General features: G+C 62.2%; 23 protein-coding genes. 14 read left to right on the forward strand and 9 right to left on the reverse strand.

Annotated features, from left to right (window positions below; genetic code table 11):
* Positions 1 to 64: 64 nt before the first annotated feature.
* Positions 65 to 4,312 carry a strawberry notch family protein gene (locus AMC99_RS00145; RefSeq protein WP_061921218.1) on the forward strand — a complete coding sequence of 1,416 codons (4,248 nt, stop codon included), beginning with the start codon at positions 65 to 67 and terminating at the stop codon, positions 4,310 to 4,312.
* Positions 4,313 to 4,416: 104 nt separating this feature from the next.
* Positions 4,417 to 6,390 (forward strand): ParB/RepB/Spo0J family partition protein, encoded by a 1,974-nt coding sequence (locus AMC99_RS00150; RefSeq protein WP_061921221.1) that lies wholly within the window; start codon positions 4,417 to 4,419, stop codon positions 6,388 to 6,390.
* 252 nt (positions 6,391 to 6,642) lie between these two features.
* Here AMC99_RS00150 and AMC99_RS00155 read toward each other — a convergent pair whose 3' ends face one another.
* Entirely contained in the window at positions 6,643 to 7,671 is a 1,029-nt protein-coding gene (locus AMC99_RS00155) for a hypothetical protein (RefSeq protein WP_061921224.1), read from the reverse strand.
* Between the two features lie 57 nt (positions 7,672 to 7,728).
* Positions 7,729 to 7,947: a hypothetical protein gene (locus tag AMC99_RS13760; RefSeq protein ID WP_083440007.1), complete on the reverse strand. Its 219-nt coding sequence runs from the start codon at positions 7,945 to 7,947 to the stop codon at positions 7,729 to 7,731.
* Positions 7,948 to 8,079: 132 nt separating this feature from the next.
* On the opposite strand from AMC99_RS13760, the gene AMC99_RS00160 reads away from it, so the two are divergent.
* Entirely contained in the window at positions 8,080 to 8,403 is a 324-nt protein-coding gene (locus tag AMC99_RS00160) for a helix-turn-helix domain-containing protein (RefSeq protein ID WP_011445848.1), read from the forward strand.
* A complete protein-coding gene (locus tag AMC99_RS00165; protein ID WP_083440008.1) occupies positions 8,393 to 9,241 on the forward strand; it encodes an ImmA/IrrE family metallo-endopeptidase in 849 nt (282 codons plus the stop codon). The genes AMC99_RS00160 and AMC99_RS00165 overlap by 11 nt, the downstream gene beginning before the upstream one ends.
* Positions 9,242 to 9,492: 251 nt before the next feature.
* Here the strand turns inward: AMC99_RS00165 and AMC99_RS00170 are convergent, their stop codons facing one another.
* The 4 genes from AMC99_RS00170 to AMC99_RS00185 are packed head-to-tail and all read right to left on the reverse strand — an operon-like array spanning position 9,493 to position 13,316.
* The gene (locus AMC99_RS00170) at positions 9,493 to 10,740 is read right to left on the reverse strand and encodes a hypothetical protein (protein ID WP_061921230.1); all 1,248 of its coding nucleotides are present in this window, start codon (positions 10,738 to 10,740) and stop codon (positions 9,493 to 9,495) included.
* Between the two features lie 2 nt (positions 10,741 to 10,742).
* The gene (locus AMC99_RS00175) at positions 10,743 to 11,780 is read right to left on the reverse strand and encodes a DNA-processing protein DprA (protein ID WP_061921233.1); all 1,038 of its coding nucleotides are present in this window, start codon (positions 11,778 to 11,780) and stop codon (positions 10,743 to 10,745) included.
* A gap of 2 nt (positions 11,781 to 11,782) precedes the next feature.
* Positions 11,783 to 12,436 (reverse strand): hypothetical protein, encoded by a 654-nt coding sequence (locus AMC99_RS00180; protein ID WP_061921235.1) that lies wholly within the window; start codon positions 12,434 to 12,436, stop codon positions 11,783 to 11,785.
* A complete protein-coding gene (locus AMC99_RS00185; RefSeq protein WP_061927464.1) occupies positions 12,429 to 13,316 on the reverse strand; it encodes a DNA-processing protein DprA in 888 nt (295 codons plus the stop codon). The genes AMC99_RS00180 and AMC99_RS00185 overlap by 8 nt, the downstream gene beginning before the upstream one ends.
* A gap of 248 nt (positions 13,317 to 13,564) precedes the next feature.
* Between AMC99_RS00185 and AMC99_RS00190 the strand changes: the two genes are divergently transcribed.
* Together AMC99_RS00190 and AMC99_RS00195 are read left to right on the forward strand one after the other, a co-directional pair.
* The gene (locus AMC99_RS00190) at positions 13,565 to 13,906 is read left to right on the forward strand and encodes a hypothetical protein (RefSeq protein ID WP_061921238.1); all 342 of its coding nucleotides are present in this window, start codon (positions 13,565 to 13,567) and stop codon (positions 13,904 to 13,906) included.
* Positions 13,907 to 13,978: 72 nt separating this feature from the next.
* Positions 13,979 to 14,386, forward strand: coding sequence for a hypothetical protein (locus tag AMC99_RS00195; protein ID WP_061921241.1), 408 nt, complete (start codon positions 13,979 to 13,981; stop codon positions 14,384 to 14,386).
* Here AMC99_RS00195 and AMC99_RS00200 read toward each other — a convergent pair.
* The gene (locus AMC99_RS00200; protein ID WP_157058207.1) at positions 14,383 to 15,102 is read right to left on the reverse strand and encodes a hypothetical protein; all 720 of its coding nucleotides are present in this window, start codon (positions 15,100 to 15,102) and stop codon (positions 14,383 to 14,385) included. The two genes, AMC99_RS00195 and AMC99_RS00200, sit on opposite strands and share 4 nt — an antisense overlap.
* 167 nt (positions 15,103 to 15,269) lie before the next feature.
* Positions 15,270 to 16,409 (reverse strand): S1 family peptidase, encoded by a 1,140-nt coding sequence (locus AMC99_RS00205; RefSeq protein WP_198143547.1) that lies wholly within the window; start codon positions 16,407 to 16,409, stop codon positions 15,270 to 15,272.
* Between the two features lie 481 nt (positions 16,410 to 16,890).
* On the opposite strand from AMC99_RS00205, the gene AMC99_RS00210 reads away from it, so the two are divergent.
* From AMC99_RS00210 to AMC99_RS00230, 5 genes are all read left to right on the forward strand, one after another.
* The gene (locus AMC99_RS00210; protein ID WP_061921250.1) at positions 16,891 to 17,820 is read left to right on the forward strand and encodes an ArdC family protein; all 930 of its coding nucleotides are present in this window, start codon (positions 16,891 to 16,893) and stop codon (positions 17,818 to 17,820) included.
* An 11-nt stretch (positions 17,821 to 17,831) separates the two neighbouring features.
* On the forward strand, positions 17,832 to 18,272 hold the full coding sequence (locus AMC99_RS00215; protein WP_061921253.1) for a hypothetical protein: 441 nt from the start codon (positions 17,832 to 17,834) through the stop codon (positions 18,270 to 18,272).
* A 219-nt stretch (positions 18,273 to 18,491) separates the two neighbouring features.
* Positions 18,492 to 19,427, forward strand: coding sequence for a DUF2493 domain-containing protein (locus tag AMC99_RS00220; RefSeq protein WP_061921256.1), 936 nt, complete (start codon positions 18,492 to 18,494; stop codon positions 19,425 to 19,427).
* Between the two features lie 69 nt (positions 19,428 to 19,496).
* Positions 19,497 to 19,766: a hypothetical protein gene (locus AMC99_RS00225; protein WP_061921257.1), complete on the forward strand. Its 270-nt coding sequence runs from the start codon at positions 19,497 to 19,499 to the stop codon at positions 19,764 to 19,766.
* Between the two features lie 268 nt (positions 19,767 to 20,034).
* Positions 20,035 to 20,433 (forward strand): single-stranded DNA-binding protein, encoded by a 399-nt coding sequence (locus tag AMC99_RS00230; protein WP_061921260.1) that lies wholly within the window; start codon positions 20,035 to 20,037, stop codon positions 20,431 to 20,433.
* Between the two features lie 66 nt (positions 20,434 to 20,499).
* Here AMC99_RS00230 and AMC99_RS00235 read toward each other — a convergent pair whose 3' ends face one another.
* The gene (locus tag AMC99_RS00235; RefSeq protein WP_061921263.1) at positions 20,500 to 20,766 is read right to left on the reverse strand and encodes a DUF6437 family protein; all 267 of its coding nucleotides are present in this window, start codon (positions 20,764 to 20,766) and stop codon (positions 20,500 to 20,502) included.
* Between the two features lie 346 nt (positions 20,767 to 21,112).
* Between AMC99_RS00235 and AMC99_RS00240 the strand changes: the two genes are divergently transcribed.
* The 3 genes from AMC99_RS00240 (at position 21,113) to AMC99_RS00250 (ending at position 24,700) form a co-directional block, all read left to right on the forward strand.
* The gene (locus AMC99_RS00240; RefSeq protein WP_050599527.1) at positions 21,113 to 21,334 is read left to right on the forward strand and encodes a hypothetical protein; all 222 of its coding nucleotides are present in this window, start codon (positions 21,113 to 21,115) and stop codon (positions 21,332 to 21,334) included.
* A gap of 731 nt (positions 21,335 to 22,065) precedes the next feature.
* Complete coding sequence (locus AMC99_RS13765) at positions 22,066 to 22,398, forward strand: hypothetical protein (RefSeq protein ID WP_083440009.1); 333 nt, start codon at positions 22,066 to 22,068, stop codon at positions 22,396 to 22,398.
* A complete protein-coding gene (locus AMC99_RS00250) occupies positions 22,388 to 24,700 on the forward strand; it encodes a type IV secretion system DNA-binding domain-containing protein (RefSeq protein WP_061921268.1) in 2,313 nt (770 codons plus the stop codon). The genes AMC99_RS13765 and AMC99_RS00250 overlap by 11 nt, the downstream gene beginning before the upstream one ends.
* Positions 24,701 to 24,749: the final 49 nt, after the last annotated feature.

Here is a 24,749-nt window from a genome sequence, read left to right on the forward strand (position 1 = left end):
CTTCTCGAATTCCTGATCCGGCAGAGGGCGTGTCCCGATGCCCTCATCAGGAGGACGAATCGCCATGTTTCAATCAGACCTGTTTCCCGCCGGCGAGCAACAGTCGTCAGTGCCATTGGCTTACGCCGTCGGCGCCAGGATTGCCGCGCTTCTCGCTTCGGGACGTCACCTTTCCCGCGCCGATATCGCCGGCCTGTTCGCCGAGGAAACCGGCGTCATGGACTGGGGAAGCGCCTGGACCATCGATGACTACAACAACGCGGTCGAGATCGGCGCACTGCTCTGGCTGCGAGAGTCCTCACGGATCGATCTGGCGACGAACGTGCACGAAGCCGAAGCGCGGTTCGACTGGCTCAAAGCAGCCTTACCGCCCCGGCATGTTCGCAGCGAGGCACAGGTCGAGCTCCAGCAGTTCTCGACCCCGCCAATGCTGGCCTGGCTGATGGCAGGGGCCGCAGCTATCTCTGCGCACGACACGCTGCTCGAACCGTCCGCCGGCAATGGTGCGCTTGCCCTATGGGGCAGCGTCCGGAAGGCCTCGCTGCTCCTCAACGAGATCGATCCGGCAAGACGAGACAGCCTAGGCCACATCTTCGCTGCGGCCCCGATCACCGCGCATGACGGGGAACTGATCGCCGACCTGCTTCGCGGCCCTGTTCCGTCGGCCGTGCTGATGAACCCGCCATTCGCCCGCAGCCAGGAACGCGGCAAGGATGGTGAGACGGCGCAGCGCCACCTGCGCAGTGCAATCCGGGCGTCAGCCGCTGGGGCGAGGATAGTCGCGATCATGCCCGAAGGCTTCGACGCTTCAACCTTCGCCAAGGAACAGGACGAAGCATCGCTCCTGCTCAATGTCCGCTTGCAGCAGATGTTTCGTCGGACAGGGACGGGGATCGCCGTTCGTCTGGTTGTGTTCGATAAGACGCCGACTGCGTCCTCGCCTGCGATCACCGAAGATACTGCCGACCTCATCTCGCTCCACGAGCTTATCACTGCGCTTCCGCCACGCGTACAGACCTCCGCCAACATCCATCGCCTGCCGCTCGGCAAGCCAGTGCGCCTCGTTTGCAAGACTTCGACCCAAAGCGCGCTGGTTCGGCCGGTGGCGCCGTTCGCCGCGACACCAGCAGCCACGGCGAATGCGATCGACCTTGCCTATTCGGTCCTCGCCGACACCGCGCCTGTGCCCGAACAGGCAGGCATCTACCTGCCTTACCGGCCCAGCCGCATCGCCTTCGAAGATGCGCCGGTCCATCCCACCCCGCTCGTGGAATCGGTCGCCATGGGTTCGGTCGCGGCACCGCAGCCCGATGTTTGCCCGCGTCTCCCCGCAAATTGGCAGGCCAATGGCCTCTTGTCCGAAGCGCAATGCGAGACACTGGTCTACGCTGCCCAGGCATTCGCACACGACCTCCCGGGTCAATTCAAGGTCAGCCAGGAAGGCACCTCGCTTGAGCTTGCCAACGACGGCCACGCCTACCGCCAAGGCTTCTTCCTCGGCGACGGGACAGGAGCTGGAAAGGGACGACAGATCGCCGCGGTCATCATGGACCGCTGGCTCGCCGGCGAGCGTCGCCATATCTGGATCACCAAGAACGAGGCGCTGCTCGAAGATGCACGCCGCGACTGGGAAGCACTTGGTGGGCTGCCGCTCGACATCCAGCCGCTCTCCCGCTGGAAACTTGGCCACCCTGCAACGATGTCCGAAGGCATTCTCTTCGTCACCTATCCGACGCTGCGCTCGGGCCGCGCCGAGGATACGCGGCTCGACCAGATCCTTGCCTGGGCGGGCGAGGATTTCGATGGCGTGATCGCTTTCGACGAAGCCCACGCCATGGCCAATGCGCTCGGGGGCTCTTCAATCCGCGGCAAGGTCAAGGGCTCCGAACAAGGGATGGCGGGCCTCAGGCTGCAGAACCATCTCCCGCGCGCCCGCGTGCTCTACGCGTCTGCCACTGGCGCTTCGGATATCGCCAACCTCGGTTACACCTCCCGGCTCGGCCTGTGGGGACCCGAGACCGCTTTTCCGACCCACGAGGCGTTCATGACCGAGATCCGCGCTGGCGGCGTCGCGGCGATGGAGCTCGTCGCCCGCGACCTCAAGGCCCAGGGCCTCTACCTTGCCCGTGCGCTGTCCTTCGCCGGGGTCGAGTACGAAATCCTCGAACACAGCCTGACCGAAGCGCAGGTACGGATCTACGATGCCTATGCCGAGGCCTGGGCAATCATTCACCGCAATCTCGAAGCGGCGCTCGAAGCAACCCGCGTGGTCGACGAGGACAGCGGCGATACGCTCAATCGCAACGCTAAGGCGGCAGCGTTGTCGATCTTCGAAGGCACCAAGCAGCGCTTCTTTGCCCAGCTCCTGCTTTCGATGAAACTGCCGAGCCTGATCCCCGCGATGGAAGCGGCGCTTGGCGAAGAGCATTCGGTTGTCGTGCAGCTGGTCTCGACCGCCGAGGCCATGCTCGACCGGCGCCTTGCCGACCTGTCCGACGAAGAACGCGAAGCGCTCGATATCGATCTGTCCCCGCGTGAATATGTCATCGACTACCTTTCGAAGAGCTTCCCGGTGCGCCTGATGCAGGTCTTCGCCGACGACGACGGCAATCTCCGCTCCGAGGCAATGAGCGACGAGGAGGGCAATCCCGTCTTCTGTCCGCGCGCCGTGGCCGCGCGCGATGCGCTGATCGAACAGCTTTGCGCGCTGCCGCCCATCGCAACAGCACTCGATGCGGTTATCGAGCATTTCGGAACCGAGGCTGTGGCCGAGGTCACGGGCCGGACCCGAAGGCTGGTATCGGGCCGCGATGGCCAGCAGCGCCTCGAACGGCGAAGCCCCAGTGCCAATGTTGCCGAAGCGCAAAGCTTTATGGAAGGGACCAAGCGCATCCTGGTCTTCTCGGATGCAGGTGGCACGGGACGTTCCTACCATGCCGACCTTGGCTGCCGAAACCAGCAGCGCCGGGTTCATTTCCTGCTCGAGCCGGGCTGGCGCGCCGACAACGCTATCCAGGGTCTTGGACGTACCAACCGCACCAACCAGGCCTCGGCCCCGCTCTTCCGGCCGGTAACCACCGACGTGAAGGGCGAACGCCGCTTCATCTCGACCATTGCGCGAAGGCTCGAGGCATTAGGCGCGCTGACGCGCGGCCAGCGCCAGACCGGCGGGCAGAACCTGTTCGACCCGGCCGACAATCTCGAAAGCGATTACGCGCGCGACGCGCTCAGCCGCTGGTTCCAGCTGCTCTATGACGGCAAGCTCGAGGCCACGAGCTTCAGTAACTTTGTCGAGCGCACCGGCCTCCGGCTCGAAAACCCCGATGGCGGGCTGACCGACAATCTCCCCACGATCCAGCGCTGGCTCAACCGCATCCTCGCCCTGCCGATCGCGCTCCAGAACGGAATCTTCGACGAATATCTCGGGTTGGTAGAGGCGCGGATCGAAGCCGCACGCGAAGCCGGAACGCTCGACCAGGGACTGGAAACCGTCAGGGTCGATCGCTTCACGGTCCTTGCCGACGAACTTCTCCGCACCGACCCCGTGACCGGAGCCGAGACCCGCCTCGTCTCGCTCGAAGTAACGAGGCACCTTCGGCCTCTACGCTTGCAGCGCCTCGTACGCATGCACGAGATCGGCGGCCCGCGCGCGATCCCGATGCGAAATGCGCGCTCGGGCAAGGTCGCACTGTCGGTTCCGGCCCGACGGCTCATCGCCGACGACGGCGCCGTGATCGAACGTCGGCGCCTGCTGCGCCCGCTCAAGTCTGCAAACTGCACGCTTGAGGCACTCGCTGAAAGCCATTGGGAAGAAATTGGCGTCACCGCATTCACGAGGGCCTGGCGTGCCGAGGAAGAGGAAGCGGCCAAGTCACCGGTGACCGAGCGCGTCCATCTTGCTACCGGCCTATTGCTCCCGGTCTGGAAGCGCCTGCCCGGCGATCATGTTCGGGTCACCCGGCTCTTTGCCGAGGACGGCCAGTCGATCATTGGGCGTGAAGTGCTCGATATCGATCTCGCCGCAATCGCCGAGACCTTTGGTCTTTCCGGATTTACCGGACCGGCGCCTGAGCAGATCGGCAACCTCGTCATCGCCAGCGGCAAGCCGCTGGGCCTCGCAAGCCACGATGCCTTGACCGTCAAGCGATCGCTGGTCGGCGGCGAACAGCGGCTTGAACTGACCGGGTTCTCGCCCGATCGGCTCGACTGGTACAAGGGCAAAGGCTGCTTCACCGAGATCATCCGCTACCGCACGCGCCTGTTCGTCCCGGTGTCGAATGCCTCGTCGGTTCTCCCCGCGCTTGCCGCCTGATCCCTCGGGCAGACCCCAGTCTCAGAATGAGAGTGGAGGGAGCCCTTTGGGCTTGTGGGCCTCGTGATCCTCACCTGCGCCTTCATTCCATCAGGAGAACACCCATGATCCAGTCGATTCCCTTGAAGAAGCTCGTCCCGAGCCCGCGCAACGTTCGCAAGTCGAGCGACGTGCTGGCCGACCTTCAACTGCGGGCAGACATCGCCGCGCGCGGCCTGCTGCAGAACCTCGTCGTGCGCAAAGGAAAGCGCGGCAAGTTCGAGGTCGAGGCCGGCGGTCGCCGGCTCGCTGCACTGCAGGCGCTGGCCGAAGATGGCGCCTTGCCCGAGAACCACGAGGTCACCTGCCTCGTCATCGAAGGCGAAGAAAGCGAAGTGCGCGAAGCCAGCCTTGCCGAAAACTTCCAGCGTCTGGCGATGAACCCGGCCGACGAGGCGCAGGCCTTTGCTTCCATCATCGAGGCGGGGGCTACCCCCGAAGACGTGGCGCGCCGCTTCGGCCTCACCGTCCGCTTCGTCGAAGGACGCCTGCGTTTGGCAAGTCTCGCACCCTGCGTCTTCGAAGCACTCGCCGAAGGCACGATCACGCTCGACATGGCCAAGGCCTACGGCGCGATCTCCGACGTGGAGTGGCAGGCGCATGTCTATGCCGAGTTGCAGGATGCCTGGTATCAGATCACGCCTGATACGATCCGCCGCATGGTGCTTGATGCCACGGTGCGCGGTTCCGATCCGCGAGCGGTTCTCGTCGGACGCGATGCCTACCTCGCCGCAGGTGGGCGGATCGAACGCGAACTGTTCGACGACGATGCCAGCGAGAGCTGGATCGATGTCGCGCTGCTCGAAGACCTCGCGCACAAAGCCATGGAAGAAGCAGCAGAAAAGGCCGCGCTCGAATATGGCCTTGCCTGGGTGCGCCCGACGCTTGGCAACTACGTCAGCCATGACCTCGTCGAAGGTCTCGGCCGTCTGCCATGCGAGCCTGCGCCGATGACCGAACAGGAAGCGAAGGAACTTGGCGAGCTCGAAGCCGACTACGACCGCGTCGCCGCAGTGCTCGAAGACGAAGACAGCGACGAAGACGAGGTCGCCAAGGCCGAACAGGAACTCGTGGTGATCGACCGCGCCATGTGCGTGCTCAATGATCGGCCGCCAGTACTCGCCGATGAGCTGAAATCCGAGGCTGGAGCTTTCCTCGTCCTCTCGCGCAATGGCGAACCGACTTTGGTCCCGCAGTTCTATACTCAGACCGAAGTCATCGCTGACGAAGGTGTGGTCGAGGCAGTCGAGAACATTGGAACGGTGAAGACTAAAGGGAGCTCGCTGTCGCAGCGCCTGCTCGACGAACTGGCCATGCAGCGCCGCGACATCCTGGCGATCCATCTCGCCAACGATCCGGCATTGGCGCTCGACTTCTTGGTCTTCACGCTCGCCGATGCCGATGGGCATGACTGGCGCGCCAAGAAAGCGTCGACGCTGGTCGGCTCGGTTGCTTCCGGCCCGGTTACCGGGTTCGAGGCCAAGGATGCGCCCGCGAGTGCTGCTTTGGCCGAGTTTGCCGGGTCGCTCGATGAAAGCTGGCGCTCTGGCGAAAGCGATGTTGAGCGGTTTGCCAGGTTCCGGGCACTATCCGACGAGGGGCGCTCGGCCTGGCTTGGTCATGTCGTCTCGCGCACGCTTGTCGCGAGCCTGGCCTGCGAAGGCGAGCGCTCGGTGCCTATGCATGAGGCTCTGGGCTCGCTCCTGGAAATCGAGACCGCGCATTGGTGGCGTCCCACGGCGGCCAACTATTTCGACCGCGTGGCCAAGGCCCGCACGCTCGAGGCACTCGATGCTGCCGGTGGTCCCGAACTGGTCAGTCGCTACGCTGCATCGAAGAAGGCCGAATTGGCGAGCGCTGCCGAGCGCATCTTCTCCGGCAACTTCATTGGCGAGTCTGAGGTCAAGGAGCGGGCGCAGGCTTGGGTTCCGCCGATCATGCGTTTCGCCGGTTCGGAAGAAGTCGAATTGGCCGACCACGAAGGAAACGAGGCGGTCAACGGCGAAGGAACTGACGAGATTGCCGAGCAGGCTGCCTGACCCCTCCTGACAGGTCTAGGTCACTCGGCGGGCGGTCCGTCCCTCTAGGGACGGGCCGCCTTTTCGTGTTCTTCCAGTGCGGCGTCCGACACGATACTTCTGAATGCCACATTCCTAGTGCTGAGGAAGCGTGTCAGCAGTCGCCGACAAAGCGGTCATTGAGCAGCCGTAGCTTGTTCGTTGATAGCTGTCCTTCGTTCATGCGAAACTCAAGAACTGGACCAACTCACAGACCGAAGGCGCCACCTCTTATCAGCGGAACAAACTTCGTCCACGACGCCCAAGCCCTCGCTCGTCCAGCCCCTTCTGGATCAATGCCAGAAGGCGGTCCCTCCAATCGTCGGAGTGGATGATCCGATCGAAGTGGGCATCGCGGTCGCGAAGCAGTTCGAGGCGGGAGCGCTGCGAAATGGTAGGCCAATCCTCGTACAGGACGTAAACTGCATTCCCGTATTTGAGGTTCTCGAACACCACCAGATCATCGGCGAACTGAGCTCCGAAATAGGAGCCGAAGCCGCCTTGCCCGCGAATATATGCGGTGGGGTTCAGCCGCTCGAAAAGACGCACACGGTCGCGGACATGCTTGTCGAAGTCCGGTGCGTTGCGCGGGTCCACTGGTTGTTGCGCCAGTCGCTCGATCACCTCGTCTATCGTGCCCGGCGGGAAGATTTGCCAGTCGAGGGTAATGGTGGCGATGTAGTCGTCCCGCGTGGCGTCGGCCGCGAAAACCCCCGTTACACCCGTGTTCTCCTGAAGAACATTTATGGACCACAGTAGCATCAGATCGAACTCGCGTTCGGCCCGCTCCAGGTAAGGGGTCAGGGTGAATCTGATGGCGACGTAATCACCGCCCCCGTCTTGCAGCACCTCCGGTTGGATCAGCATCCCCTGCGGTTCGAACACCTGATGCTGATAGACCTCACGATCCCATGTGTGCATGTGGGTGCCGTATGTGCCTGCATCCCCAAAATTCGGCGTCTCGAATACATAGGTTTTCGTGACCATCGGCCAGTCGGTTCGCTTCCGATCCCACCCGTGGGCATTACGCTCCGACCATTTACCGGCATCCGCGGGAGGCATTACCGGCCCATCGATGATTATGGCGCCGTCCGCTGCCCGCAATCCGATGTGGGCGTATTCGCCCCGTTCGATGTCTGCGCGAGCAATCCTCTTCGTGGCTGCAATCACAATAAGATCGCCCTCAACTTCTTCAAGCGCGGTCAGAACGTGCGGGGGAACCTTGCGGTAGTTCCTCTTCCACGGAAATGTACGGAAGGCCATTTGGCATCGTCTCCTGAAAAGGAAGTGCCGTCCGGGTGAGCGGGCGGCACTGAATGCTCATTTCTCGTGGGTAGTGGTGTTCGGGCTCCGCTTGCCGTGCGCGGAGGTTACAAAGCGCCCGGAGATCGCACTGCGATACGCACCGCCGGTGCTTCCGCTCTTGCCGCTCGCTTCGTGGACCGTGGTGCTCGGGCTGCGTTTCCCGTGTGCCGAGGTCACGTAGCGTCCACTGATTGCGCTACGGTAGTGCCCACCGCCACTTTTACCTTTTGCCATAATCAAGGCTCCTTGTGCTCGTGGCAGGTGAGTTCGTTACTGCCATACACGGTGTATGGTGACTACGAGTTCGCTTGTCAAGCATAAGGAGTCAGGTTATCGCCGAACTTCCCTAACAGCACCGGAGGACAGATGCCATCCCTGCTCGGCACCAAGATTAATGAACTTCGTCGGGAACGCGGGCTCACGCTTGAACAGCTTGCGCAAGCGACCGACAGCTCAAAGAGCTATATGTGGGAGATCGAGAATAAGGACGTTGCCCGCCCATCTGCCGAGAAACTTGAGAGGATTGCGAACGCTTTAGGTGTCACGTCCGCGTTCCTGATTGACGCCTCGCAGGTCAAGCCGACCGAGGATGTGGAAGACACAGCATTCTTTCATCGATTTCAGAAAGCTGATCCCGATGTGAAGGCGAAGCTCAAGCGGATTCTGGACGTGCTAGACGATGAGGAGTGATCCCACCACACCAAGCGCGTGGGCCAATACCCTCGTGACGATGTGGGGGCCGCGGTTCCCGGTAGATGTGCGCCAAATCGCGCTCGAATACTCCAAGCGTTTCAGCGATCCCATCCTGGACATCATTGAAGCGCCGGTGCCGTGCTTCGAGGGCGCGCTTGCTCCGCTCAAAAAGCGTGGCGGGTGGGCCATCCTGTATAATCCGGGCATCCGCTCGGCAGGGCGGATTAATTACACCCTCGGGCACGAATGGGGACATTACCTTTGTCACCGCCAGCAATCGCCCGCTGGATTCGAGTGTGGTGAGAGCGACGTGCTGGGCGGATCGCGGCAGCAGGAGCGGGAGGCAGATAAGTTCGCATCCTATCTGTTGATGCCGCTCACCGATTTCCGAGCCCAGGTAGGTGCACAGCGCATGACGCTGGACCTCTTGAAGCACTGCGCTGATCGCTATGATGTATCGCTGACGGCCGCTGCGTTAAAGTGGCTGGAAAGCACCGGTCTGTGCGCCGCCGTTGTGGTCGCCACCAACGGCTTCGTGTTGTGGGGCCGCCGGAGTGCAGCAGCGGGCCGCGCTCGCATCTTTTTCCCATCCGGCATGGAATTGCCGCGAGGATCTCTCGCCGCAGGAAGCGGTGGCTCATCTCCCCCGTCTGAGGGGCAGGACCTGCCGCCGGGCGTCTGGTGGAACCGGCCGGTGCGCGAAGTCGCAATCTTTGCTGACCATTACGAAATGACAATCTCGCTGCTTATCTTTGAGGACCACGGCGTGTTGCCCGACGGCTGGGAAGACGATAAGGTCGAGGACACGGTTGATCGCTTTGCGCTGAGGAAATAGACAGCGATCGCCGACTTTGCTGTCTACCCGCTCCAGAGCGCCGAAGCAGCAATAGCCGACATTGGGAGCGCACCTGTGTTTCCGGCACATCCACGACAAAACCGTCATAGAGCGTCAATCATGGCACTCGGCGTCATCGATCACAGCAGAAAGCGTGAGGCTGACAACTGACGTGAGCCGAGTGACGTTCAGAGGGAAGGAATCGAGAGGGCAATGGCGTTTCTGATCGTTTTCCAGTGCAAACGCCTTCGTCATATATCGGCGGGCCAGGCCCAGCTGAAGTAGCGATTATAGACGTCGGCGAGGTCAGTCGGCGCAGCATGCGAGCTGATCGCGCTCGAATACCAGTGCGTTGTGGTCGCGATCGGTGTCGGGAAGGTTTGCGCGATGTAGGGATTGAACGGGCCGAAGGCTGGTGACACGGCGCGATAGTCCTTATTGATCGTCTTGAGCCAGCTCACGCAGACCGTTTGCGCTCCTGCGGCCTTCAGATAGGCCCGTGCACCCTCGAAGCTGTTACCCTCGGTGCAGATATCATCGATAACGAGGACACGCTTGCCGCCGCGCGCGGGCGGCGACTTATAGGGTTTGCCGCCCACTCCGCGGACCGGCGCCGGGTTGAGCCGGATCGTGTTGAGCTGATTGTCGAGGCCCACGCTTCCCCCTGAGGCCCGCGCGGTCTGCGATTTCACCGCTTTGGTGTGACGGAGAATGAGGTCGGGCAGATAGCTCTTGCGCAGTGACTGCCCCAGGATGTTGAGCGCCTCACTGATCACCGTCGCGTTGGAAGTCGGCGCGTGCCCGGGATAGGCGGTGATATAGTCGATCTCGTCAGCGAGACCTGAAAAATAGATGCGCGCCGCGAGAAGACGGCCCCAGAAATTCGCATCGCCGGCCCCGTGTTTCGAGGTCGCCTTGGCGTTTTCAGAATAGGCATGCGCTTGTGCGTAGCGCGGCGAGAGCGTTGTGAAAGGCGCGAGCGCATAGACCCGCAGATCGCCCTGTTCGAGCGCCCAGAACCAGCCGTCGAGGCCCAGACAGAGGCAATCGACGAAGCGCGCGACGTCGCGCGGAGAGTCGAATTGAAAGCCGTAGGGGCTCGCCACTCCGTGCCACATGACGTTCACAAACAGCAGGCCGCCATTGGCAGCGGTCTTCATATCGTCGGTGGTGTTGCCGACATAGAGGACCTCATTCCGCTGCCAGCCCTTCTCGGAGAGGATATGCGCGGTGGAATCGGCGCGTGGCTTATACGGCATCCCGTTTTGGCCGCCGATATAATAGCAGATCGGACCGAGCCGCTCTTCGAGCAGGGTCCGGAACGGCTTGGACTGGCCGGGACTGGTGACCGTCCAGTCATGGTTGCCAATGAAAACCGGCTCGACACCCCGCGCCTTGAGATAGCGCAGCAGCCGCAGCGTTTCCTCAAACAGCGGCGCGTTGATCGTGCCCTTGGTCACGAGCACATCGTGCAGCGAAAAGATCGCCCCCTTGAGCACGGCTAGCTATCCCCAAATAGCGAAAGTTGGCCCAACTGAGCGGGTGAAGGCTTGCCGATCGCCGACCGGACGAAGGCGTCGAACCGTCTCTGGTCGTGCGGTACGGTGAAGATTTCGCCGGTCGGAAGCCCCATGCCGCGCTCCAGCACCACGCGCTCGTCCGGCCACTCAGGCAAGCGCAGGCAGGCAATAGGCCGCTCGAGCGCGGTCGCGAAGCGGACCGTATGGGCCGTGCCGCTGCGGCGATTCCATTCGGCTGGGATCAGAATCCGGCCGAGCGCCGCCTGGAGCCGGTTGCGCTGGACGAAATTCTCGGCGCTGTAGGACGCTGTTGGTAGATACTCGCTGACGATCGCGCCGCCGGTCGCGAGAATATGATCGCGCAGTCGACCTGAGCCCTTGGGATAGTCTTCGAGCATGCCGGTGCCCAGCACCGCGATCGTCGGCACGCCAGCGCGTAGCGAGTGTTCATGCGCCAGTTGATCGATGCCGGCCGCGAGGCCACTGACGGTCGGTACACCCCATTCGCCGAGACAAGCGCCCACATAGCGTGACAGGAAGAAGCCGTCGGCGCTGGGCTTGCGGGTACCGACGATCGCAATGGACGGCTCGGCAAGGCGCTCGACGCTGCCCTGCACGAAAAGCCAGTGCGGCGGGCGTTCAAGGTCGAGCAAGGCGGAGGGAAAGCCGGGCGAGCCCCGAAAGAGCAGACCAATGCCGAGCGCTTCGAGATGCTCGGCCAGGCGGTCACCCTGTTCAAGCGCATGCCCGCGAACCCGCGACCAGTGCCGCTTTGAGATGGCCTTGCCGTCGCTGCCTGCAGGGTTGGACGCCTCTGGCCCATATTCGAGCGCATCGCTGAACGATTTTTTGTCTTCCGCCATGGCGAACAGGGTTTTCTGACCAATGCCCCGCACCGTCGCGAGAGCGAGAAAGGCACGCTCCTCGTCGATCGTGCCCGCGCTCGGCGGGGTGAGCGCGGTCGCCGCATGGACGTCGCTGACACGGTCTGGGGGTCCGTCGTGGCTTGGCCGATCCATGCTCACAGGCCTCCGAAGGCAAGTGGATCGTCGGGAAAAACCCGCCGCGCGACGAAGAGGCCGATGATCGGAACATTCGGGAATCGGGCCGCAAGCGCGGTGTGCATGGCCCGGTAATGGGTTCCGGCTGTCAGGACATCGTCGACGATACCGATTGTCTGCGGTGCCGGGGCGGCAATGGTTTCGTCGATCGCGTAGAGGTCGAGCAGGTCTTCGACGGTGACGCGGTCACCTTGTCCCGCTTCGTGCGACGCGGTGGTCGAGGCAGCCTGACGGACGAGCGCGCGCACGTCGGGCGCAGGCTGGCGCATTAGCCGGCAGATGCGCTCCATGCGATCATCATAATCCGGGTGATCTGTTGCCTTCGACCCGGGCACGGGCACGAGGGTAGCAATGCCGAGCCACGCCGGGTTAAGCGCGGCGCCAAGCGCGCGGCCGCACGTGCCGATCGCTTGGCCCTTGTACCAATAATGTGGCTGGTCGGCTTGGCTGGGCTTCTTCTTGAGATTGCTGATAAGCTGGTTGGTGGCGCTGAAGGAATAGTCGCGGTGCGAGGTATATTCGTAGAGATAGTAGCACCGATCCTCGGCCGTCAGGTGATAATGATCCCCGCGGCTCGTCTCATCGATCTGCGAGAGCCGGACAACGTCAACCAAGGGCGCTCCAGATGTCGTCGGGCGTCTTCACGCGCACTGCACCTTCGGCTTCGAAGCGGGCTGGCCACGTGATGTCCGTCCGCTGGAAGCAATTGTCGAGAATGAAGAGCTTGCGGCCCTGATGGAGCGCGGCGCGCGCCTGGGTCAGCGTGCCCGACGTATCGCCAGCCTCGACGATGATCGTGCCCTCGGTGAGAGCGCTCATCGTGACATTGCGCTCGGGGAAGAAAAGCCGGTTATGCTGGGGTGCCTGCTTGGCGTAGCGAAGAACTGGCACCTGCGAGATCAGCAGATGATCGCGGGCGATCACCTCTTGCAGATCGGCATTCTCCTTGGGGTAGCAGGATCCAAGCGGCGTCCCGACCACGGAAATGGTGCGTCCGCCGCGCGCGATCGCGCCGCGATGGGCGGCCGAATCGACGCCCTTGGCAAGGCCAGAGACGACCGTGAAATCGCGATCGACGAGTTCGCGTGCAAGCCGCTCGGCGCGACGGATACCATCGGGCGAGGCCTCGCGGCTGCCGACGACGGCCACGCACCGGGTTTCGGTGATCTCCCAGGCGCCGCGATAATAGAGAAGCTCGACTGGGTGGCGCGCGTCGCGCAGCTTTGCGGGATAGTCACCGGCATGATGGATGCGGACGCCAAACTGATGGACACCGGCCTTCTTGAGCTTCGCCATCACCTCGGCCGCGCACTGCTCGGCAAGCTGGGCGGGCACGAAGTCGGACGGAAGCGCTTCGGCATCGAGCGCAAAGCGATCGGCCAGGGTTTTGAAGGTCGCGCCCTTTTCCAGCCAAAGGGCCTCATAGGCGCCGAGCTCTCGGCGCGGCGAGATTGGCGCCAGCGCTGGTCCTGAATCGTTAAGGGCGAGACGCATGCTCATGCGGCCCTTGCGTCGGTTGAATACATGTGTCCCATCCGGGCTTGTCCTTCCCCTCGGTGCCAGCCTCGGCTTGACAGATGTGAAGCCAAGGACGTGCCAAGGCAAGTGAAACGTCCGCGCGCTGCTCCAGGTGCCGCGATACGAGACGAAATGTCCTCAACAGCCGCTCAATAATGTTCTTCATTTGTTTCAAAGTCAATGTGGGGCTTGGTCAAGCAAGTCCCTTCGCATAGGTTGGGTCGATGCGGGATGAAGATGACGATCGGAAAAGGAAACGGTGGGAGGACGCTGAGGAGGAGCGCCACTATTGGGAATCGATCGAGGACGAAAAGCGGGAAGAAGAAGAGAAAGCGGCGCAGGCACAAGCTGACGCCATAGAGGCCATGGAAACGTGGTTCTTCGAGCAGTTCGAAGATCCGCAAGTCGAGATGCCTCGCGACAGCGAGGAGCAGAGCTTCATCTTTCCGTGGGGTGGCCCGTTCGAAGCAAGCGATGTCCTCCACGGCGAGTTTTCACACCGGTTCGACGAAGCGACCATCATGGCGGCGGTCGAGCATATCGAGCGCGACGGCACAGTCGAATAGGCGCCAACCTCGCACGGCGACTTCTATGAGCATCCGGACAGCGAACCTGACGAAGAGCCCGAAGCGACGCGCGTGGAGTTGACGGGCCGCATCCTGGATCGTCTCGACCAGCTTGAAGCGGCGATCGCGGCAATGCCTGGGCAGCCGGGCAATATTGGCCACAATGCGCTGCCAGAAGAGATTGGTCTGCCGCCATACGGCGACGAGGAAGTGGCGGAGATCAAAGCGGCGATTGCCGAGACGCGTACGGAACTGGCTGAGGTCGACCCCGACGCCGCCGTGCTTGCCACCCAGTCTCGTCGATTCGAGCAATGGGGCAAGAAACTTGGCCTGTGGCTCGCCAAGAAAGGCGATCTGGCGGTCGACGAGCTCATCAAGAACGGCATCAAGGCTGTTACATGGGCCGGCGCGCTCACGCTATTCGGTGACCTGGCGCATGACCTTTTCGCGCTGGCCAAGGCCTTGCTCGCTCATTTCTAAGCTTCATCGTCTGCGACATCGCTGTCGCAGAGCCGCGCGAAATTCGGGGCTGCGGTGCTTAGCTCCGCATAGAGCGGCATGACGAGCATGAGCGAGGTCGCGAGGCACTCAATCAGAAGCCAGGCGCGGCGCGCATATTGCTCACCGCGCGGCGTGAAGGTCGCGCCGAGCCGGACAATGTCGAGCACTGCGAACGAGGATGCGGTCCCTGCGTCATTGGGATGGGCATATTCGCTCAGCTGATCATAGAGCGCGCGGAATGCCGGCAGCGTCTTCGTGAGCTTGTCGACGGCGTTCAGAATGTTGATGGCGTCGGGCCGGTCGTCACGGACGCGCGAGCCCATCAGCATGCTCATCAGCGTCGCGTCCAGCGTCTCGATATCACCACCTTCATAGCGGGTGACCAAAGGGTGGAGGCTGTTGAGGGCGGCGATCGACTCGATCGTCGCTCGGGTGAGGACGATGCCGGCGACATGGTCGTCCCGATCATAGGCGTCGAGTGCGGATCGTCCCAATTCCTCTATCCGCCAGAGCAGGCTGTCACGATAAAGCGTTGCCTTGAACGGCAGCTTGGAGCGGCGCGCGGTGCGACGCGCGTCGAGCGCTTGCGGCCTTGCCGCCGCGATCTGGGCGAGCGCGGCTCCGGCACTTGCCCGGCTCGCCTCATGGTCCCATTTGAGGGCGACATCGTCATTGTCCATGGATCCCATGTTCATGAACGGTGGCGCGACGTCCAGTCAGCCGTCACCGAAGCGCCAGACAGGGAGGCCCGCTTTGCGCGCTATGTTGGCGCTAATACCGGCGCCGGGAAAATCGCTGGTAGTTGCTTGATCATCGGATCGGGCACCGCCCTCTGGGCATCCAACGCGGACGAACTTTTGATTCAGTCGCCCCGCCAAGTATCGAGTTGCCAATTGCTGTGCTCGGTGGCTACCTCGAGATAGCGCGACGCCAAGAACTGAGCGCGGGCGGAATCAGCTGCCGCGATCAGCTTAGCCGGCGCAGGATTGTCGGCCGGTGTGAACCAGACGAGACCGGTTTCGCGCTTGTGAACACGCGGTGAGACGATGGCGGCGAAGGCGTCGAGCGCCGCTTGCAGGACGCCATCGTCGTTGCATGCCATTTCCACGAAGACGTCGCGATTATCATCCATCACATAAATGTGTGCGTCGTAGACATAGGAGCTGAGGCTGGTGGTTTCATGCTTTGAAAAGCGCATCGCCACGAGCGTCTCAGAGTATCGTCCGGGAACGCCATAGCTCAGACTGAAGCCGTACTTTTCCGCGGCAAGATCTACCGCCGGCGTGATGGAAAGCAGGCTGTTATAGCCGGTCTCGACCAGCGATTTGTCTGTACCGAGGCTTTCGGTAACGAGCGCCAGCGCGATACCGGAGCGGTCGAGCGCGACGCCGCCGCTGAAGCCCCCGCGCGCCATGGTTGAGGCGATGAAGTGGCTCGCAGGTGAATGTCGGACGCGCACGACCGCGTTGATTTGCCCCAGCGTTGCGACCTGCACAGGAATGGTCGTGTACGGGATCGGCGGGTATCCGAGGATGAGGATGTCGGCGAGGACGAGATCGTGCTCCTCGAGGTCATACTCGGTGTGCTGGCTCACCGAGATCGCTGGCAATGGCGTGTTACCGACATCGACGCGGAAGACGGCGACGTCGATATTCTCGGGCCCGAAATGCGGGCCTTCTACGATTGTCAGCCGGCGCGGGGCGATCGCGTCGGAGTTGGCTTGCTCCTTCGGGTAGGCAGACTTGGTGGTTGCGACTTCCTTGATGGTCAGGCCTTCGACGACATGGCGCGCGGTGACGAATATCCCGTTACCGATGTGGAAGCAGGAGCCGATGCCCTCATCGCCCTTTGAATCCACAACGGCAACATAGGCGACAGCTCCGGCTGCGCGAATATAGGTTTCGTGAAACTGGCTTTTCTCAAAGTCCATTTGCAAATTCCGGGCAATTTCCGAGGCCGAAAGGCTTGAGACTGATTTAGCGGAACGGTGTTCGTTGCTCAATCTGGGGCTGGATCACCGCGCCCCGTGCCCGCGATCAGCGGGCAAAAAGATCATATTCCCAGAGCATCATCGAGGGGCGTCCGCTAGGTACGAGCCCTACTGCCGCTTATATCGCCAGCGGTCATCTGGAGGTTGTTGTGCGAACGACCGGGTCTGGTCGACATCTGTCGGAAAAGCGGGACGTCTGCTGCTGGGATCGAAAATCTCACGCTGAGCGTCGGGTATCGGTCGGACCCGGAAGACTACACCAACGCATTCGAATGTCAGCTATCCCGTTTTCGAGACTGTGAAGCTGCCTTTCGGGACTGTCCGACATTTTGGACAGATTGAGCCGAGTGATCCGATGACCGCATTCAGGAGATCAGAGGCATCTCTTCTATGGCCGGCGAGAGGGCGCTTAGCGTTCCATTAAACGAGAGGGGAGGGAGCTTTGCTCTTCCTGAGCCGGGACAACTCCGTTCCGGCGATCAGGAGATCTCCCATGACCAAGTCCCGCCGCTCTGTTTCGACATCGCCTGCCCAGCGCATTACCGCCGCCATCATCGAGAAGCTCGAGGAAGGAACAAAACCCTGGGTCAAGCCTTGGCGAGGTGTGCCGGTCTCCCGGCCCTTGCGCTCCTGCGGGACGCCCTACCGCGGCATGAACACCTTCTGGCTGTGGATTGTTGCCGATGGCTGTGGCTACGGCTCGCCATACTGGATGACGTACCGCCAGTGCCAGGCGCTCGGCGGACAGGTTCGCAAGGGTGAGAAATCGACCATCGCGATCTTCTACAAAAGCTACACCAAGGAGGTCGAGACTGCCGAAGGCGAAGCGGACATCGAGAACCGGCGCGTGCTCAAGGCCTATGCCGTGTTCAATGCCGACCAGTGCGACGGCCTCCCCGAGTTCTATCATCCCAAGCCGCTGGTTGCCGCACTGGAGCCCGAAGGACGCGAAGACCGGCTCGATGGCTTCTTTGCCGATATCGGCGCAGACCTGCGCCATCATGGTGCGCAGGCCTATTACGAGCCGCAGCGCGACCGGGTCACCATGCCGCCAGCCGAACTCTTCGATGCCTACGACCACTACTACGCAACGCTCGCACACGAGCTGTCGCACTGGACGGGGCATCCCTCGCGGCTCGACCGCGATCTCAAAAACCGCTTCGGCAGCGATGCCTATGCTGCCGAGGAACTGATCGCCGAACTGTCCTCGGCCATTCTTGGGGCCGAACTGGGTCTTCCGGTCACCCACCTCGACCACCACGCCAGCTACATCGCCTCCTGGCTCAAGATCCTCAAATCGGACGAGCGTGCGATCCTCACCGCTGCGGCCAAGGCCGAGGAAGCGGCCAGCCTGTTACTTGACCTAGGGGGTCACCGATCCAGCGAAAGCGAGCCCGACGTCGATCTCGCTGATGCAGCCTGAGGAGCAGTGAGATGGGACGTTCCGTCAGCTATCCGCCCGGCTCCGTGGTGGCCTTTCGCCTGCTCGATGACAGCGAAGACGAAGATATCGACTGGGTCTACGAGTGCCTCGTCGACGAGGTCATCGATGCCGCGAAAGCGGCCTTTCCTTCGTTCGAGCGCTTCGATGGATGGCGCGGCCGCGAGGATCGCATCCTCCTGCGCAACGCCTTCGCCGATTGCGGCGTATCGACTTATTGCGGGCTCGCCGCGATCTGGCTCGCCGAGCGCGACGATCCCCAGTACTGGGAGGCCGATTTCTACAACCCGCGAACGGCCAGGGCACGGCACTGGCTTGGCCAGGTCTCGGGTAGGTTCATCGACCTGTTCGGTGACTTGCGCCTGGTCGGGCGCCTCTCGAATGGCGAAGCGATCTTCGAGCGCTCCCGATCCACCTGCGCCACCGGATTCTGATCCAGCCTCATCCTTGTCCGCCGGGAGAGGCCCTTGGGCCGGTCGGGGCGCGCCGCAACCTGCGGCCCGTCGGCCCGTGTTACCCGCGCCAGCCTAGGGCCGCAGGTTTCCCGCTACGCGGTGCGCCTTGCCCCTTTCCCCGGCCCTGATCGGGCTCCGGCGGACAGGCCCGAGGCAATGGTGCCTCCTCTCCTTGTCCCCGCGATCAGGAGACACACCATGTACGACAGCTTCATCGATCAGTTGAGCGGCCTCGACCTTTCAGGCCTCAGCATCAGACCAGCCCCCTTCAACGAGACCGATTTTCCCTGCGAGGACGCGATCGACCAGACGCTTGGCGCCGTATGGTCCGACCTTTTCGCGATGTTTTCCGACACGGCCCTTGAGGCCGATGCCGAGGATATTGCTTGGGGCGTGGTCAATCTCTTTCACCGCGCAGCCAGCCGCAAGTCGGCTCAACTTGATCGGGCCAGCGACGAGATCCGGGTCCTCATCGCATCTGCCGATGGCTCCGAAGTGCATTCGAGCAATCTGGAAGAGCAGGTCGAGCGCGCGCAGGCCGCCGAGGCCAGCATGCTGGCCTTCGAGCAGATGCGTGAGGCGGCGGCAGCACTGTACCGCGACGAGACCGGTTCCTCGTGGAAGCCCATTTCGGGCTCGCGCACGAGCCATTCGCGCCACCTTACTTCGGCTGTGATCGATGCCCGCGATTTCCTCCGCGCACGTGCTGAGAACCGGCGTCACGCTCTGATTCCGGAAGGAACTCCGGTCGTTTTCACCGGTGGTCGCCAGAGCTTCGAGAGCGCCGAGGATGCGCGTGTCTACGCCGATAATATCTGGGCGACGCTCGACAAGGTTCGCGATGCGGTTCCCGATCTCTTCCTGGTCCATGGCGGCGACGGTAAGGGAGCCGATCGTCTGGCCGCGAGCTGGGCTGAACGCCGCGAAGTGCAGCAACTGACCTATTCGCTCGATCGTCGGCTTGGTGCGCGCGCCGGGTTCAAGCGCAACGAGCAGATGCTCTCGCTCAATCCGCGTTATGTCGTCGCCTTTCCGGGCAATGGCGTGACCGAACGGCTGGTGATCGATGCCAAGACGCGCCGGATCACCGTGGTCGATCGTCGCGGCCTCTTGGGCACCACTCCCGGGTCGTGAGGGCCCTTCGTCAGCCATATCTGAATTGCCTGGATGTGCATTCGGCGCCGACCCGACTATGGACCGGTCATGCAACTTGACGATCTGCTGCAGCGCTACTTTGCCACCACCGACCTCTCCGGGGTTGCCCCCGACACGTTGTCAGCCGGCATAGAGCATTGCCGGGTCGATCTCGGCCTTGAGGAGGACCGGGGCAAGCGCTTTGCGTTGTGGTCGTTCCTGCACATGTTTGGGTCCGCCCCCGATCTCGATGTGGCGTTCGAGAACGAGGAAGATCGGGAAGCAGCCCGCAACTTCATGGATCTCCTGGCGGCATCGGAAGGCGATGGAGCAGGCTGATTGCAGTAGGGTCTTGGCACCTTAAGGCCCACACCCGATACCCATCCGGCTTTCTTCGCGAACAGTCCTGAACCAGGTCAGCTGAGGACAGCAACCCGTTCCTTTCCGGCCGTGTTGCCGCGCTTCGCGCGCCTGCCCGCACCACCCGTCATGAACAGGTTCCCCTTGGAGCTTCGCTCCTGCGGTGCAGTCCTCCCATGCCCTGCTTCTTCTGAATGTTCGCAAGCCGGAGATGGTCTCCGGTTTGAGGAACTGAAGGACTTACACCATGACCAATATCGCAATCCTCACTGGCCGCATCGCCCGCGATCCCGACACCCGCGAGACCAAGGGCGGCACCAACGTCACCGGGATCACCGTCGTCACCGATCGCCCCGCTCGCGACAAGGACGGCAAGACCTACAAGGACGAGAACGGCTACACCGCCAAGGAAAGCGAGTTCCACCGGGTGACCTGCTTCAACGGCCTCGCCAAGACCGTCGGGCAGTACTGCTCAAAGGGCCAGCTGGTCAGCGTCCAGGGCCGCATCCACTACACCCAGTGGGAGGACAAGGACGGGGTCACGCGCTACGGCACCGAAATCCTCGCCGACAAGGTCGACTTCCTCTCCCGCGGCAACGGCTCGGGTGAAGAAGGCGACAACACGGACGCTCCCGAGATCGACTGACATCGATCCCGATCGTCCCCTTACGAAGAGGCTCGACCGCAAGCGGCAGGGCCTCTTCTTCTGTGGTTACTGGGTTCCCGGCGCAGCGTTCGAAGCACGGGTTGCAGCGCGCCCGATCAGCTTCTCGATCGCGGCATCCTCGCCGAGTTTCCCGAGTTCTTCGGCAACCTTCCTCAGGCCCTTCTTCGAGAAGCTTTCGAGGCCGCTTCCCAGGATGATTTCGCCGAGTTCTCTGGCCGCTTGCACTTCAAGTTCGCGTTGCTTGGCGTCGAGCGCCTCGCGGTCTGCTTCGAGCTTTTGTAGAGCTGCAATCGCGCTCCTGTTTCGGGGCATGTTACCTGTCCTTTTGTCCCCCTCGGATTTGCTCCCTGGCTGTCTCCATGCCTGGGTCATCGGGGTGTAGGAAAGGCAATTCGCACGCAGCAGGCGTTCGATATTGGGGCGGAGGTGGTGGGTTCTTGCTCACGGTTCTCCCAGCATGATGGCCTTGCGCCTCCCGCCTCAAGGACGGCGGGGTCCCACCATTTTGCCCGCCACCGGATTGCATCCGGCAGCGAACAAAATCGTTACCCCCACCGCCGCTATCGCGGTCGCCCATTCGGGCGATCCCTGACCCGGGATGCACAAGACCATCGCGCGCACCTCCTGTCGTCTCACGACAGAAATCAGGAGGATTATCATGGCTTATTCGATGCATTGCGCCCTTCCGTCCCGGAGCTATTTCGAGGCTCTGGAAACAGCCGAGAAGAGAGCGCTGCACAGCTTCTTCGATCAGCACGTTATCGAGGATGACGAACTCGGGTACTTTGCCCTCGACGAAGGTGACTACAACATATTGCCAGCACATCTCGCAGCGAGGGTGGTCCACACGGTCCACGGCGGCATGCTCGACGAGTTTTGAGACTACCGACAGGTCGGGAACCGGGAACGGTTCCTGCCCTTCTTTCTTATTCGCCGGGTAGCCCAATCAAACAAAAGAACCCGGCTCGGTCGGTTGCTCTGACGGCCGCCCACCGCAATGCGGCGGCGCCCGATAAATGGAGCGGGGCTGTGGACGCACTCTGTCCCGCGCATCTTGCGATGCGCTCCTGAGGGTGCGGCGTGATTTGTTCTTGGGCCCCGCGCGCACTTGCGAACCGGCACCGGGTCGGGCGGCGGGAAGCTGGGCACGCGACATGCCCCGCTTGCCTTGCTTCCCACGCGCCCTTGGCCGCTGCCTCTTTCGCAGGTGCTGTCTTTGGCTGGAGGCGTCCAACTGCTTTCTATCTGCATGCGGTGAGCTGCCAGGCCCGGTTGCTCGCGCTCCAACGAGGAGGTCGGAAAAGGTCGTCCTTGATCAATCCCCCCTCACTGTCTGGGCCACCCCGCACACATGGGAACAAGGGAGCACACCGTACCCCGCGATTTCGGGATTTATCTCTCTGTTATTGCTGAAGAATATGGTTTTGGGCGAAATCAACCCGTCTGCGAGTAGAGCGGCTTCACGCTGATCCGCTGACAACTCACATCTCTCTATCACACTGAAATACTGTCTGAATCTTTCGATTGACTGCGAGTTGTTCACGATTTATTCTCATCAACACCTTCCGCAAGGTGAGCCAGGTTCCGTCGGCCCGACAAGGAACCTGCTTCATGACCCGACAAGATCGGCTTCAGACATTCGTATCTCTCTCCGTGGGTAACTGGGTTCGCCAGTGTGCCGCGGACCACGGCGTTAGTGTCAGCGTCTTTATCCGTGACCTCATCGTCGCAGCGTGGCAGCGCGAAAACGAGGCGAAGGACCGGCCCGCAGGGCTCGATCCCGCGCGCCAGGCGATCTTCATTTCGGTGGCGCTCGATGCGCTTCTGGCCAGCCATTCTGACGCGAGTTTGCGCGATCGTACTCACGAGGCGTACCGGCGACGCCTCGAGCGTCTTGGCCTCCCCGTCAACGCGAGCATGGGAGGCCATTCCCATGAAGCATAATCTCCTGAACTTCACCCGCGGGAGCCAGCTGCTTGGCCACTTCGGTTTCATGTTTGCAGCCGGCATGAAGGGCCCTTTGATTGTCACTGGCCTGGTTGCCGTCGGCACCTGCTATTGGGAATTGCGGACGGCTCTGAGTGATCACCAAATCTACCTGGTCTGGATGCACATCTACGCCAGTCTCTATGCCTTCATGGAGTTCGATCCTGCCAAGCTGGTCAACCTTGAGCTGCTTGACGGCGAAAGGGTTGGCCTCCCCTTTGGCATCGTCCGCGAGTTCCCGCCGATGCGCGAGGCCGTTGAGGCATTTCGTACGGCAGTGAAGCAGGGATTGCTGCTCTCGGCGGTACTGCTGATCCCTGCCTTCGTGTTCTTCTGGTGGTTCGCCGAGCGCTTTGGCGGGCGGTCGAAGGAGCGCAAGCACGAGCGCGGCGCAATGCTTGTTTCGCTCGACGAACTCGAAGGAGAAATCGAGCGTCACAACAAGGCATTCCGAGCCGAGGAATTGGGACGCAAGTTCGGCTGGAAGTGGCGGCTCGCGAGCTCGTCGGCGCTCGCCGAAGCGGGCCACTACCAACCTGCACATCTTGCCGGTGTATGCTGGCCGTGGCGGCTCGAGCAAAGCCACGCCATGCTCATTGGCACAACCGGAACGGGCAAGACCGTGGCGCTCACCGAACTTGTTGCCGAAGCGCGTGAACGCGGCCAGCGCGCGGTCATTTTCGACCTGACAGGGGCCTTCATTGAGGCCTTCTACGATCCCGCGCGCGACATTATTCTCAATCCTGTCGATGTTCGGTGTCCGCTGTGGAGCGTGTTCAACGACTGTACGACGGAAGCCGAGTTTCACGCCGCTGCAGAAGCGCTCGTGCCCCATGACGGGGGTGGTTCCGAACAGTTCTGGGTGCTCGCTGCGCGCATGCTGTTCGTCGAGATGTGTCTCCATCTTGGCCGTGCCGGCACGGCAACCAACGAGGCTTTGGCTCGGCGGCTGATGACCGCTGACCTGTCCGAAGTGCATAAGCTGATGCGCGGTACCATGGCCGATCCGCTGACCGCTCCGGAAGCGGCCCGCATGGCGGAATCGATCCGCGCGGTGTTCAATGCGAATGCGAAAGTGCTCAAGCTCTTGCCCTCATCCGGACCGCGCTTTTCGGTCCGCGACTGGGTCAAAGGCGACTGCCAGGCGGGCTCGATCCTGTTCCTCTCTGCCCGCTATGTCGACATGAGTATCTCCTCGCAGTTGCTGACGCTGTGGCTCGACACGGCGATGAATACGCTCATGACGCTCGAGCGCACACAGGACCTGCGGATGTGGTTTCTGATCGACGAGCTCGGCGCCCTTCACCGACTACCGGCGCTTGAAAAGGGACTGCAAACCGCGCGCAATTTTGGCGGTGCGATCGTCACCGGGGTGCATGCGTTTGCCAAGCTCAAGGAAGTCTACGGCGAGAACATGGCCATGACACTGTCCTCGCTTGCGCGAACCAAGCTGATCCTGGCGACGGCCGATCGAGAGACAGCGACTTGGTGCTCCGATTTCATCGGTCACCGGCAGGTGCGCGACATGGAAGAGGGTTATAGCTACGGGTACAACAATGCGCGCGATGCAGTCAGCCTGACGCCCAGGCGGCAGATCGAACCGTTGCTCCTGCCCGACCAGTTTATGAACCTTCCGAGGTTGTCAGCCTACATCAAATTTCCTGACGGATTCCCCGCTGCGCCGGTTTCGCTCATTCCGCGGACGCGTGGCCGTATTGCCGAAGGTTTCATCGCCCGCGAGAAACCGCTCATAAGGCCTGGCCAGGGTCCTGCGGCAACTACGCTCCAAGCGAAACCGGGTTCGAAACCGAATGACGAGCATCCCGTTTCGACCGATGACGGTGCTGGTAAGCCTGTCGATTCAAAGCAGCTCAAACTTGACTTGGAGGGGCAGCGCCGTGTCGCCGATGAACCGCAGGATCGGCAGGAGCCTGTGCCGCTTGAAAAGCTGAATGCAGGGCGCGCTGCTGGTGATCTCGGTGCCGAAACTCGGTCCGATACGCATCTGGATGCAGTTCCAACGCTACCTCTCGCCGCAGTGCAAACCGGTGAGGATGCACCAGCAGTGGGCGCGGAACAGCATCCGTCCGAACCGGGAACCGCCGGCGATGACGCAGCTGGAAAGGGCGGTTCGACGCCCCAAGCTCGCGCGGTGACCAGTGGGCACCAATCTCTCACGCCGGTTGAGAAAGACCTGCGTGAAGGTGCGGTCGCAGATCCTCCGGAAAAGGATTTCGGCGAGTTCGAGCCCGACATGTGAAAGGCAAATGGGGAGGGATTACCTGGCCGCGAGGGGAGCCCGACGAGGA

It is taken from the genome of Altererythrobacter epoxidivorans, from assembly GCF_001281485.1.
GTDB lineage: Bacteria > Pseudomonadota > Alphaproteobacteria > Sphingomonadales > Sphingomonadaceae > Erythrobacter > Erythrobacter epoxidivorans.